The 12,679-nt window shown below is 36.9% G+C and carries 11 protein-coding genes; 8 read left to right on the top strand and 3 right to left on the bottom strand.

Translation table 11 applies throughout. From position 1 onward, the window contains the following. The first annotated feature begins 16 nt into the window (after positions 1-16). The 4 genes from ALGA_RS03210 (at position 17) to ALGA_RS03195 (ending at position 3,950) form a co-directional block, all read left to right on the top strand. Complete coding sequence (locus ALGA_RS03210; protein ID WP_096427944.1) at positions 17-856, top strand: enoyl-ACP reductase FabI; 840 nt, start codon at positions 17-19, stop codon at positions 854-856. A 172-nt stretch (positions 857-1,028) separates the two neighbouring features. Next, positions 1,029-1,637 (top strand): adenylyl-sulfate kinase, encoded by a 609-nt coding sequence (cysC, locus tag ALGA_RS03205; RefSeq protein ID WP_096427942.1) that lies wholly within the window; start codon positions 1,029-1,031, stop codon positions 1,635-1,637. A gap of 82 nt (positions 1,638-1,719) precedes the next feature. Beyond that, on the top strand, positions 1,720-2,625 hold the full coding sequence (gene cysD, locus ALGA_RS03200; protein ID WP_096427940.1) for a sulfate adenylyltransferase subunit CysD: 906 nt from the start codon (positions 1,720-1,722) through the stop codon (positions 2,623-2,625). Between the two features lie 50 nt (positions 2,626-2,675). Further along, positions 2,676-3,950 (top strand): sulfate adenylyltransferase subunit 1, encoded by a 1,275-nt coding sequence (locus ALGA_RS03195; protein ID WP_096427939.1) that lies wholly within the window; start codon positions 2,676-2,678, stop codon positions 3,948-3,950. 114 nt (positions 3,951-4,064) lie between these two features. Here the strand turns inward: ALGA_RS03195 and ALGA_RS03190 are convergent, their stop codons facing one another. Both ALGA_RS03190 and ALGA_RS03185 read right to left on the bottom strand, forming a co-directional pair. Next, the gene (locus tag ALGA_RS03190; RefSeq protein ID WP_096427937.1) at positions 4,065-5,540 is read right to left on the bottom strand and encodes an OmpP1/FadL family transporter; all 1,476 of its coding nucleotides are present in this window, start codon (positions 5,538-5,540) and stop codon (positions 4,065-4,067) included. Between the two features lie 170 nt (positions 5,541-5,710). Then, a complete protein-coding gene (locus tag ALGA_RS03185) occupies positions 5,711-7,240 on the bottom strand; it encodes a hypothetical protein (protein ID WP_145957562.1) in 1,530 nt (509 codons plus the stop codon). Between the two features lie 101 nt (positions 7,241-7,341). Here ALGA_RS03185 and proS point away from each other — a divergent pair, with 101 nt between their 5' ends. The 3 genes from proS to pepT all read left to right on the top strand — a co-directional run bounded on the left by proS (position 7,342) and on the right by pepT (position 10,964). Further along, positions 7,342-8,817, top strand: a complete 1,476-nt coding sequence (gene proS, locus ALGA_RS03180; protein WP_096427934.1) for a proline--tRNA ligase — start codon at positions 7,342-7,344, stop codon at positions 8,815-8,817. A gap of 96 nt (positions 8,818-8,913) precedes the next feature. Continuing rightward, positions 8,914-9,597 (top strand): hypothetical protein, encoded by a 684-nt coding sequence (locus ALGA_RS03175; RefSeq protein ID WP_096433366.1) that lies wholly within the window; start codon positions 8,914-8,916, stop codon positions 9,595-9,597. A 140-nt stretch (positions 9,598-9,737) separates the two neighbouring features. Continuing rightward, the gene (gene pepT, locus ALGA_RS03170; protein ID WP_096427932.1) at positions 9,738-10,964 is read left to right on the top strand and encodes a peptidase T; all 1,227 of its coding nucleotides are present in this window, start codon (positions 9,738-9,740) and stop codon (positions 10,962-10,964) included. A 215-nt stretch (positions 10,965-11,179) separates the two neighbouring features. Here the strand turns inward: pepT and ALGA_RS03165 are convergent, their stop codons facing one another. After that, the gene (locus ALGA_RS03165; protein ID WP_096433364.1) at positions 11,180-11,497 is read right to left on the bottom strand and encodes a winged helix-turn-helix transcriptional regulator; all 318 of its coding nucleotides are present in this window, start codon (positions 11,495-11,497) and stop codon (positions 11,180-11,182) included. A gap of 137 nt (positions 11,498-11,634) precedes the next feature. On the opposite strand from ALGA_RS03165, the gene ALGA_RS03160 reads away from it, so the two are divergent. Then, positions 11,635-12,633, top strand: coding sequence for a YhdH/YhfP family quinone oxidoreductase (locus ALGA_RS03160; RefSeq protein ID WP_096427930.1), 999 nt, complete (start codon positions 11,635-11,637; stop codon positions 12,631-12,633). The last annotated feature ends 46 nt before the right edge of the window (positions 12,634-12,679 follow it).

Below are 12,679 nucleotides of genomic sequence, written 5' to 3'. Positions count from 1 at the left end.
ATGATAATTATAAAGTATGTCGTATAATTTATTAAAAGGAAAAAAAGGGATTATTTTTGGTGCCTTGAATGAAATGTCTATTGCATGGAAAGTTGCAGAACTTGCCGTGGCAGAAGGAGCTGAGATTGTCTTAACAAATACTCTTGTTTCTATCCGAATGGGTACAATTGATGAATTGGCTAAAAAATGTAATGCTCAAGTAATTCCTGCTGATGCTACAAGTCCTGAGGATTTGGAAGTGTTATTCACCAAATCAATGGAGATTTTTGGTGGGAAAATCGATTTCGTTCTTCACTCAATTGGTATGTCGCCAAATGTTCGTAAGGGACTTCCTTACGACGAATTGAATTACGAGTACTTGAAAAAAACATTGGATATTTCTGCTATTTCTTTTCACAAAGTATTGCAAACAGCCAAAAAGTTGGATGCAATTGCAGAGTGGGGATCTGTAGTTGCCTTAACTTATGCTGCGGCACAAAGAACCATGTATGAATACAATGATATGGCTGATGCCAAATCAATGTTAGAATCTATTGCCAGAAGTTTTGGTTACATCTACGGACGTGAAAAAGGAGTACGTATCAATACTATTTCTCAATCACCAACCATGACAACTGCTGGTAGTGGAGTGAAAGGATTCGATTCTTTAATTGATTTCTCGGAGCGAATGTCACCTCTTGGGAATGCTACTGCAGAAGAATGTGCTAATTATTGTATCACTTTGTTCTCAGATTTAACTAAGAAAGTTACCATGCAGAATTTATTTCACGATGGAGGTTTCTCAAGTATGGGCATGAGTTATAGGGCTATGAGTCAGTACAATAAGAGTTTTAATCCTTGCGATTGTAAAGAATAATAAAAAGCTAAATATTATCTTTTAAATCCGGATTGTAAAATCCGGATTTTTTTTTGCAAAAAATCCTGAATTGAGAAATACATAGATTTTTAAAATCTACTGATAATATGTACATTTGCCCTTACTTTTCAAAAAATAGAATCGTAGTAAAAAAGCAAAACAAAAATAGTTGATGACCACAAAAGCAACAAATATCCATCCTGTGTTTAATCGGATTTTGGGAAGGGAAGATAAGGAGAGGGTTTTAAATCAAAATTCTAAGGTTATTTGGATGACTGGTCTTTCTGGATCAGGCAAAACAACAATTGCTATAGGATTAGAGAAAGAGCTTCAGAAACGAGGATTTTTGACACAAATTCTTGATGGAGATAATATCCGTACAGGGATCAATAAAAACTTGGGTTTTTCGGAAGAAGATCGAACTGAAAATATTCGAAGAATTGCTGAGGTATCTAAATTGTTTTTGAATTGTGGAGTGATCACAATTAATTGTTTTGTGAGTCCTACAATTGATATTCGAGATGTTGCAAAGGAAATAATTGGGGGAGAAGATTTTATGGAGGTGTATGTAAATGCTTCCTACAAAGTATGTGAAGAGAGAGACGTAAAAGGATTGTATAAGAAAGCCAGAAATGGTGAGATTAAAAATTTCACCGGATTGGATGCACCTTTTGAGGCACCTGAGAATCCTTTTTTGGAAATCAAAACCTCTGAAATGACACCTGAGGAGTCGGTAGAAAAAGTAGTTAGCGCTATTTTACCTCGGTTAATAAGAAATTAGTGTAGTTACAAAGTAAGTAGACTTTATTGTGTATGACTGTTGAAATAAATAGTCTGTTAGAAAGCAAATAAAATATTTTCGAATGAAGGAATACAATATTAATCATTTAAGAGAACTGGAAGCTGAATCGATTTTTGTGATTCGTGAAGTTGCGGCCCAATTTGAAAATCCGGTCATGTTATTTTCTGGAGGAAAAGATTCTATTATCATGTTCCATTTGGCTCGTAAGGCTTTTGCTCCTGCAAAAGTACCTTTCGCAATGATGCATATTGATACTGGACATAATTTTCCTGAAACGATCGAGTTTCGAGATATGTTGATGGAGAAAACAGGAACACGTATTATTATTCGTTACGTTCAGGATTCTATCGATCAAGGAAAAGTTGCTGAAGAAACTGGAATTAATGCCAGTAGAAACAAGTTACAAACCGTTACTCTTTTAGATGGTCTCGAAGATTTAAAAGTAGATTGTGCAATGGGCGGTGGTCGTCGCGACGAGGAAAAAGCAAGAGCAAAAGAGCGTTTTTTCTCACACAGAGATGAGTTTGGTCAGTGGGATCCAAAAAATCAGCGTCCTGAATTGTGGAATCTGTTTAATGGTAAGAAAAATATGGGAGAACATTTCAGAGTATTCCCTATTTCGAACTGGACTGAAATGGACGTATGGCAATACATCTACCTTGAAAATATTGAAATTCCTAATTTATACTTTTCTCACGAACGTGAAGTATTTCAAAGAAATGGAACTCTTTTAGCAAAAAGCGATTGCATACCAATGCGACCGAACGAAAAGACTGAGAAAAGAATCGTAAGATTCCGAACCATTGGAGATGCTACTTGTACCGGAGCTGTAGAATCGAAAGCTGATACTTTAGAGGAGATTATCGAAGAAGTTGCTGCGACAAGAACTACTGAGCGTGGAACCAGAGCCGATGATAAAAGATCTGAAGCTGCGATGGAAGATCGTAAGAAAGAAGGGTATTTTTAAAATTTGAATGTAAAGCTAAAGGCTAATCGCTAAAAGCTAAAAATATAGACATGGCAGAGAAAACAGCAGGATATTTAGATATGGAACTATTGCGATTCACCACAGCAGGAAGTGTTGATGATGGAAAGAGTACCCTTATCGGAAGATTATTATACGATAGTAAAGCCATTTTCGAAGATCAAATGGAAGCTATCGAACTCAGTAGTAAAAAAAGAGGCGACGAAGAAGTTGATCTTGCATTATTAACTGACGGTTTACGTGCTGAACGTGAGCAAGGAATTACTATTGATGTTGCTTATCGTTATTTTGCAACACCAAAACGAAAGTTTATTATTGCCGATACTCCAGGGCACATTCAGTATACCCGAAATATGGTTACTGGTGCGTCTACTGCGAATGCAGCATTAATTTTGGTTGATGCACGTAATGGTGTCATTGAACAGACACTTCGTCATTCGTACATTGCCAATTTATTGCAAATACCACATATTATTGTGTGTATCAATAAAATGGACTTGGTTGACTATTCTCAAGAGACTTACGATAGAATTAAGGACGATTACCAAAAAAAGATTGTTGATAAACTGAATGTCAAAGATGTTCGTTTTATACCGATCTCGGCAAAATTGGGTGATAATGTAGTTGATGCATCAACGAATATGGACTGGTATTCTGGTACACCTTTGTTGGATTTATTAGAAAACATTAAAATTGTTGATGATCGTAATCATGGAGACTCAAGATTGCCTGTTCAGTATGTGATTCGTCCGCAATCTGATAAATTTCACGATTATCGTGGATATGCAGGTAGAGTTGCAAGTGGTGTTTTTCATCCTGGAGATAAGGTGCGAATACTGCCTTCAGGAATTGAAACAACTATTGAAGCTATCGATTCTTTTACCGGAGAGCAGGAGGTTGCATTTACGCCTCAATCAGTAACATTAAGATTAAGTGACAATATTGATATTTCAAGAGGAGATATGATTGTTGATGCGAATAATGTGCCGAATGTGAGTCAGGAGTTTGACGCAATGCTTTGTTGGATGAATGAACGAGCTATGATGCCTCGTGGAAAATATACCATTAAACACACCACCAACGAAACCCGTTGTATGATTCGTGATGTGAAATTCAAGGTGAATGTGGATACTTTAGATGAAGTTACAGATGATAAGTTGGTTGGATTAAATGATATTGCATGTGTATCTTTTAAAGCTGCTAAACCATTGTTTTTCGATTCCTATAAAAAGAACCGCTTAACGGGTAGTTTCATCCTTATTGATGAAGGTACAAATGAAACTGTTGCCGCAGGTATGATTTTATAAAATCCACTCGATGGATTACTAAATGGGTGAGACGATTGTTTCAGCCATTTTTTTGTAATAAAAAAGGAGATTGCTTTAATAGCAATCTCCTTTTTAAATATAGTAGTAGTGTTCTTAAAATTTAAATCCAAAGGTCATTCGAACCTGATGGTTTGTATTGTTCAATCTAACGAAATCATCAACACTACCATCATACATTACGAAATCTTCATTGTATTCTTTGTATTGGTATGCCATATCGAAAAAGAAGTTATTTTGTTTAATTCCAAAACCTCCTGAGTAAGTGTCGTAACCTTCATTAACAGCACTCTTGTAAGGATCACCAATTTTAGCATATCCACCTCGTAAACTGAAGTTAGGGGTTATACGATATTCAGCACCAATTCTTAAGTTAGATGTTGATTGGTATGTGTCAGCAATTTTTTGATTATCCTCCATTGAATCACTAACATCACTATCATTAAATTCGGTATTCGAGTAGTCAATCATTTCATAATCTACACTAAGAATAGCTTTCTTTCCAAATAGATAGGCCGCACTTAGAATTGTTCTGAAAGGAGTTTCAAAATCATAATTTGCTATTGCTGTCAGGTCCTTGTTATTAATGTCTGCTGAATAATAACTATGAGTCGCTTCTCCGTCTTCCGGAAATCCATCAGGAATACTAGGTTCAAATGTAGAACTTAGCGATGTGTAATATTTCTCTTCAAGATTATAAAATGTAGGTGTGTGAATTGCTGCACCCAATCGTAAACTGTTTGTCACTTTATAAATTGCTCCAAATTTCAGATTAACACCAACACCAGATGTCGTCATGTATTCATTAAAGGTAAATTCGTTCAAGGATGTAATGTTATCCATAAGAGAAAATTCGGAATATGATGTTGTTGACTTATGGTATAAATCTTGAATACCAACAGTAGCACCTAAATACAGTTTGTGTCCATAGTTGGCACCAAAAGATAATACGTATTCACCAATGTATCCTTTCTCGTCAATACGTTTTTGTTGATCCATACGATCTCCCTCAAAAAGAACAGCTTGGTAGTTCCCTTCATCATTAATGTTGATAAGGTAAGTATCGTAAGCAAGTTTTTCTTCAAAAGGGTAAAGTTCGTCGGATTCACCGGATGCCAGGCTGGCCCATCTGTCAAGCAATGATGTTCCTGAATTTAAATTGAATAAATAACCTTCGCGATTGAAATTTGCAATTCGATTGTATCCAATTCCAAAGTTGAAATTTTGCCATCCTTTTTCAGGTGCCATTCTAGGAATAAAAGTTGCTACATAGCCAACATTTCCCATGGTAAAACTGTACTTGTCCTCTGAGAACCCGCTGTTTTTTGATTCAGTATATTCAATCGAAGGAGTAAACGTAAATTCAGAACTTCGGTAAACACCAATACCACCAGGATTGATACTTAGACTTGAAAAGTCGCCGCCTAAGGCTCCAAAAGCTCCTCCCATTGCGGTTGAACGTGCGGTTCCACTAAACTCTTGTCTCGAATATTTTAGTGCATTATCTACACTTTGAGAATATGAAGTTCCTGCTATTAGGGACAAGATGAGCAAAAAAGTATATCGTTTCATAAAAATGTATTTTTAAATGTCTCATGTTATTCTGATAAAAATTGCAACTATCCATTCTCTAAGTAAGTGAGTTGAAAAGTGATATCAGATTTAGGTAATTGTAAATTTCGTTTTAGTTATTTCTGTTATATCCACCGGAGTGTGGAGGACAAAACTCCGGTGATTAAATTTTATCTTCTTTTTGTACTTCCTGAGTTACTTGACTTGGAACTACCGCTTGATGATCTTGAACTTCCACTTGATGATCTCGTAGAGCTACCTGATGATCCTGAACTGCTTCTGGAAGAACGAACCGATGATCTTGTTGTTCCCGACGATCCCGACGATCTTCTTGTACCACTGTAATTTGACCTAGAGCTAGAGCTGGAAGAACCAGATCGGTATGTTGGTTTAGACGAAGTGCTTTTCACTTTAGAATAGGAAGATCTGGTTGCCGATTTTGAATAATTTGAATTACCCGAATTTGATGATCGGTTATAAGAAGGTCGCGTATTCGTTTGTGGTTTGTTGTAACTAGGAGACGAACTCCTGCGAGTGTTAGAATAGCCATTCGTATTTGTTCGATTCGTAGTCCCGTTCGAATAATTACTCCTTGTGTTAGTTCTCGTTCCTGTGGTGGGAGTGCTTCCGTAAGTGGATCTTCTTCCCGAAGTCCCATTTAGTACAGTTCGTCTTGTTCCGTATGAGTTTCCATTTCCAGAGCTATAACGGGCGGCTGCATTACTTCTCCTAATGTCATCAGCAGTAGAGCTTGTTGTTCTTCTGCTTGTACTAACCGCACCCGCTTTTGTACTTGAAGCGGATGATCTACGGGTTGATGCCGAAGTAGCATTTGTCCTTCCGGTAGCAGACGCATTTGTTACTGTTCCTGCTTTATAGTTATTGGATCTTCTTTTTCCGTTATATCTTGAAGCATAGTTATCATTGTTATATCCGTTATGTCCATAATAGCCATGATGACCATGGTGTCCGTAATATGGATAGTAACTTCCGTAGTAGTGATTCGAGAATCCCCATCCGAAATTTAAATCCCAATACCAGCTATCACCAAAGCCCATGTTAAATCCCGAATAGGAATTATAGCCATAGTTTCCGTATGGAGAGTTGTAAGCAAATGTTCTGCCGTATCTCGTAGATGAAAAATTATAGTCATTGTAAAAGCGATAATTAGTCCAGGTAGGTGTCCACCATACATTGTTTCCATCCACGTAAACATTCCAGTCAGAATCTCCGGCTAACCACATAGCAGTATTGTAACCACTGTTATCGTAGTAACCAAATCCCTGAGGATACATGTCCCGTAAACGTTGAGCTTCTTCCTGATCTCGGTCGGAACCTGTAAATTCACCCAAGTAGTAACCCGAATCACCTTCGTAAATCAAAGTATCAACACTACCAATCGACTCATCATTTAATATATCAGTGTATTTTTGTTGCAATGCATCAAAATTACGATCCTCAAGTGCTTCCGTTCCAGTATTTGGAATGGTTTTTGTTGAAGATTGAGTTGCATTTGCCGGAGCTAAAGCATTGCTTTTTTTCACGGCTGGGGATTTGGCTTCAACTTTTTGAACTAATAAAGGAGCCTCGTTGGGATTATAATACAGATCATCTTCGTAAACCGCTGTTCCCATATAAGATGGGGAGCAACTAGTTGCGAAAAGAGCAGAAATTAATAGAATTTTAAAATAGGTTTTCATCGTGTGTCCTCCAATAATGAATTATCTAAGATTATTCCTTACTTTTGTAAGGAATTATTACTACCCTAAAAGTAGCAAATACCATACCAAAACGATATATAATGGCAAAAGTTTTAACCAGTAGAAGCGAAAATTATTCGCAATGGTATAATGATCTGGTGATCAAGGCAGATTTAGCAGAAAACTCTCCGGTAAGAGGATGTATGATTATCAAACCTTATGGCTACGCTATTTGGGAAAAGATGCAGGCACAATTGGATCAAATGTTCAAGGATACCGGTCATCAAAATGCATATTTCCCTCTTTTAATTCCAAAATCATTTTTGAGTAAGGAAGCTGATCATGTGGAAGGCTTTGCAAAGGAATGCGCAGTAGTAACTCATTACCGTTTAAAAAATGATCCGAACGGAAAGGGTTTAATTGTTGATCCGGATGCGAAATTGGAAGAAGAGTTAATTATTCGACCTACTTCTGAAACGATTATTTGGAGTACTTATAAAAATTGGATCCAGTCGTATCGCGATTTACCAATTCTCATTAATCAATGGGCGAATGTTATGCGTTGGGAAATGCGTACCCGTTTGTTCTTGCGTACAGCTGAATTTTTGTGGCAGGAAGGTCATACAGCGCATGCTACCAAAGAAGAAGCATTAGTTGAGACCAAACAAATGGTTGATATATACGGTGAATTTGCTGAACAGTGGATGGGAGTTCCTGTATTGAAAGGACATAAGTCTGAATCGGAACGTTTTGCGGGAGCATTAGATACCTACTGCATTGAAGCCTTAATGCAGGATGGAAAAGCTCTTCAGGCTGGAACATCTCACTTCTTAGGTCAGAATTTTGCAAAAGCATTTGATGTGAAATTCACCAATAAAGAAGGCAAAGAAGATTATGTTTGGGCAAGTTCATGGGGAGTTTCCACTCGCTTGATGGGTGCTTTGGTAATGGCTCATTCCGATGATAATGGATTGGTATTGCCTCCGAAATTGGCTCCAATTCAGGTTGTTATTATTCCTATTTATCGCAAAGATGAAGAATTAGCGAAAATTGCAGAAGTGATAGATCCTCTTGTCGCAAAATTGAAAGCCAAAGGTATTTCAGTGAAATTTGATGATAGCGATAACCGCAAGCCAGGATGGAAATTTGCTCAATATGAACTAAAGGGTGTTCCTGTTCGTTTGGCAATTGGAGCTCGCGATTTAGAGAATGGAACCGTTGAGTTAGCTCGTCGTGATACTTTAACAAAAGAAACAGTTTCGATTGAAGGAGTAGAAGATGTAATTGAAAATTTAATGGTAGAGATTCAGAATTCAATCTTTCAAAAAGCTTTGGATTTTAGAGCCGAAAAAACGACTAAGGTTGACACTTACGATGAGTTTAAAGAACTATTGGAAAGCAAAACCGGATTTTTTCTGGCTCATTGGGACGGAACAGCTGAAACAGAGGCGAAAATTCAAGCTGAGACTAAAGCAACTATTCGTTGTATTCCTTTTGAAGGAGACGGTGAAGAAGGGGTTTGTATGGTAACAGGGAAGCCTTCGCTGCAGCGAGTTGTTTTTGCAAAATCATACTAACATAAAAGTAAATTTTTTTAATGTTATCAAACAGTCATCAGTTTTCTGATGGCTGTTTTTTTGTATATTTACTTTTCATATTTAAACAAACAATCAATGAATATATTAAATACAAAAGCCGCAATTCTAGCAACAATTATGGACAAAGCTTCTTTAAAGCAAGTTGTTTGTAAAAACACCAAGGAAATATTTGAAGATTTACGAAAGGTGGTTCAGAGCTTAATCGCTGAGTATAATAATGAATTGGGAGAGGTTGATGAAAATGTTTTATTGTCTTTTGAAGACAAAGGAGAATTCGAATATCAAATTAAGATTGCATCTGATATTTTAGTATTTAGTTTGCATACCAATGTATTTCAGTTTAATAGAGATCATAATGTATGGAAGCAATCTTACGTGAAAACAAATCCTGATAATGCTTACTCGGGCATTATTAATGTTTATAATTTTTTAGCAGATTCTTTTAAATACACTCGTTATGAGGATTTAGGTTATTTGGTTGCCCGTATTTTCATTAATCGTGAGAAACATTATATTGTTGAAGGGAAAAGACAATTGGGCTTACTGCAAACCGATTTATCGCTTTCTACTGCCGATCATGATAATTTGCGTAATATTGTTGAAACAGCTATTAATTACTCCTTAAATTTCGATTTATTGGTTCCTCCATACGATACTGTGAAAATTATGTCGGTAGGTCAAATGTTCGAAAAAATTGAGAATGCAAGAATTCCAACAGGAAAACGATTGGGTTTTCAATTTAAATCTGATGATATTTAAATGAGTTTTAGTTCTGAAATTGCAGATAAGAAACTCCCAGCCAAATTCATTTTATAGTATCATTTTAGTAATATTGCAACGTTTCACCACATAGGTTTGTGAAGTGTTTATTTATGCATCAATTAAATACAAAACTAGATATGAGTACCTTAATAGATAAGTTTATACAATACGTAAAGTTTAATACCGAATCGGATACAGAAACAGGATTAACTCCCAGTACTCCAGGTCAGATGATTTTGGCTGAAGAATTGACCAAGCAATTGGAAGAAATGGGATTGGAGAATGTCAGTCTTGATGAGAATGGATATGTTATGGCTGTGCTTCCATCCAATTTGGATCATAAAGTACCTACGGTTGGTTTTGTAGCTCATATGGATACCAGTCCTGATTTTTCGGGAAAACATGTGAAGCCTCAGTTTTGGGAGAATTATGATGGTAATGATATTCTTTTGAATAAGGAACAGAACATTGTAATGAAAGTGGTTGATTTTCCAGAGCTAAAACAATACAAAGGTCAAACGATAATTACCACCGATGGAACTACTCTTTTAGGATCAGATGATAAAGCCGGTGTTGCCGAAATCATGACTGCAATTGAATATTTATCCAATCATCCGGAAATAAAACACGGTGCTGTTCATATTGGCTTTACACCTGATGAGGAAATTGGAAAAGGAGCTGATTTCTTTAATGTGAAGAAATTTGGAGCTGATTTTGCCTACACGCTTGATGGTGGTGAAATTGGAGAGTTGCAGTATGAGAATTTCAATGCTGCATTTGCAAAAATTAGCTTTAAGGGTCGCAATGTTCATCCAGGAATGGCAAAAGACAAAATGATTAACTCGATGTTGATTGCCAATGAGTTTTTGACTCGTTTACCAAAAGACGAAGTGCCTGAAAAAACGGAAGGATATGAGGGATTCTATCATCTGATTTCGATGTCGGGAAGTGTGGAGAATTCGAATCTTCAATACATTATTCGTGATTTTGACATGGATAAGTATGAGGAGAGGAAACAATTTGTACAATCTCTTTGCGATGAATTCTGTGAGAAATATGGAGAGGGAAGTGTAAGCCTTGAAATAACCAATCAGTATTACAACATGCGCGAAAAAATTGTGCCGGTAAAATACATTGTAGATATTGCTGAGGAGGCAATGAAACAAGTTGGAGTTGAGCCAATGATTATCCCAATTCGTGGCGGAACCGATGGAAGTCGCTTATCCTATATGGGTTTGCCTTGTCCGAATATTTTTGCTGGAGGTCATAACTTTCACGGAAGATTCGAATACGTTCCCGTAGAATCGATGGAAAAATCGGTAGAGGTGATTCTAAAAATTGTAGAACTGATTTCCAAGCAATAATTCAGTCATCATATAAAAATAAAGGCAATCGGTTGATTGCCTTTTTTTATTTGGTGATTATAGGTATAATATCGATTTGATAAATTAGTAGGCTACATTTTGCCGCGTGGTTTTGGTCAACTCTGGTCGCCGAGAGCATTTTGCCAATAGAAATTCCAGTTTGCCAGCAAATTTTAGATTAAAATTAACTAAAATCGATTGTGTAAATTAATGGGTTATTCTTCCGTTAATCTTTCAAAAATCCGACCACCTAGAAACATGGCTTTTAAAATCGGATGAATCTCTTTTCCCAAATCGGTAAGGCTGTATTCAACCTTAGGCGGAACTTCAGGATAAAGCTTACGGATCACCAAACCATCTTCTTCTAATTCTTTTAGATTTTTACTGAGCATTCGATCGCTGATATCTGGTAACAGTTTCACTAATTCATTGTATCGTTTGGTACCCTGCATCAAATGCAAAATGATGGTTGCTTTTCGCTTTCCCTTAACGTAATTGATGAATGTATCGATGGGACAATCTCCTTTTTTCAAAATAAAAAAGTTTTTTACGTGTTGATAATCAGTAATTCCGAACAAAATGTTAGTAGCCAACCAAAGTGTAAGTTCTTGATTCTTAACTAAAAAGCTTGTAGCTTCGTTGCAAGATAAGAATTAAATTAGGATAAGATATGGATACTAAAGCAGAATTTAAAGCACTTCGTATTTACGAAGAAGATGGAAAATTTATTAGAAGAATTGAAAAACGGAAAATCGAAGATCTTCCGGAAGGAGATGTAATTGTGAAAGTGAAGTATTCTTCTTTGAATTTTAAAGATGCACTTTCGGTTACCGGAAACAAGGGAGTAACAAGAAAATACCCTCATACACCAGGTATTGATGCTGCCGGAGTTGTGGAGCATTCGGAAAGTGATAAATTTAAAGTGGGCGACCAAGTGATTGTGACCAGCTACGATTTGGGCATGAATAGCGATGGTGGTTTTGCTGAATACATTCGAGTGCCGGAAGCATGGGTAGTTGCCTTGCCAAAGGATTTGAGTTTGAGACAAGCCATGATTTACGGTACTGCCGGATTTACTGCAGCCTTATCGGTATATAGATTGCTTGCAGCCGGACAAACTCCAGAGATGGGGCCAGTAGTTGTTACAGGCGCTCTTGGTGGAGTAGGTAGTATTGCTATTAGTATATTGGCTAGTTTAGGCTTTGAAGTAATTGCAGCTACTTTCGAGAAAAGTGGTGGTGAAGATGAATTACACGAATTAGGCGTTGCTAGTCGTATTAGCAGTGAAATTACCGACGATCAATCGGGCAGACCCTTGTTGCGACCATTATGGGCCGGAGCCATTGATGTAATTGGTGGAAATACTTTGCATACTCTTCTTAAAGCTTGTAAGCCAATGGGGAATGTGACCTGTTGTGGTAATGTTGGTTCGGGAGATTTGGCAATGACCATGTATCCTTTTATTCTAAATGGAATTAGTCTAATTGGCATCGATTCTCAAAAATGCCCAATGGAGTTGCGCCAAAAAGTTTGGGACAAGTTGGCTGCCGAGTGGAATGAGTACAATAATAATGAGCAGGTTATTGAATCTTCTTTAGAGAATTTAGATATTTACATCGACTTGATGTTGGCAAAGAAGAGTCGCGGTAGAGTAATTGTAAAAATTTAGCTTAAGCAAAAATAGTTAGATGTAAAGGCAACCATACGGTTGCCTT

The sequence above is a fragment of the Labilibaculum antarcticum genome (genome assembly GCF_002356295.1).
Lineage (GTDB): Bacteria > Bacteroidota > Bacteroidia > Bacteroidales > Marinifilaceae > Labilibaculum > Labilibaculum antarcticum.
Note: the sequence above shows the minus strand (reverse complement) of the source record. Positions and strands in the feature narration are given on the sequence as shown.

Coding starts and splice junctions, on each gene's coding strand:
- ALGA_RS03210 (WP_096427944.1), top strand. CDS start 17: ATGTCGTATAATTTATTAAAAGGAAAAAAAGGGATTATTTTTGGTGCC.
- cysC (WP_096427942.1), top strand. CDS start 1,029: ATGACCACAAAAGCAACAAATATCCATCCTGTGTTTAATCGGATTTTG.
- cysD (WP_096427940.1), top strand. CDS start 1,720: ATGAAGGAATACAATATTAATCATTTAAGAGAACTGGAAGCTGAATCG.
- ALGA_RS03195 (WP_096427939.1), top strand. CDS start 2,676: ATGGCAGAGAAAACAGCAGGATATTTAGATATGGAACTATTGCGATTC.
- ALGA_RS03190 (WP_096427937.1), bottom strand. CDS start 5,540: ATGAAACGATATACTTTTTTGCTCATCTTGTCCCTAATAGCAGGAACT.
- ALGA_RS03185 (WP_145957562.1), bottom strand. CDS start 7,240: ATGAAAACCTATTTTAAAATTCTATTAATTTCTGCTCTTTTCGCAACT.
- proS (WP_096427934.1), top strand. CDS start 7,342: ATGGCAAAAGTTTTAACCAGTAGAAGCGAAAATTATTCGCAATGGTAT.
- ALGA_RS03175 (WP_096433366.1), top strand. CDS start 8,914: ATGAATATATTAAATACAAAAGCCGCAATTCTAGCAACAATTATGGAC.
- pepT (WP_096427932.1), top strand. CDS start 9,738: ATGAGTACCTTAATAGATAAGTTTATACAATACGTAAAGTTTAATACC.
- ALGA_RS03160 (WP_096427930.1), top strand. CDS start 11,635: ATGGATACTAAAGCAGAATTTAAAGCACTTCGTATTTACGAAGAAGAT.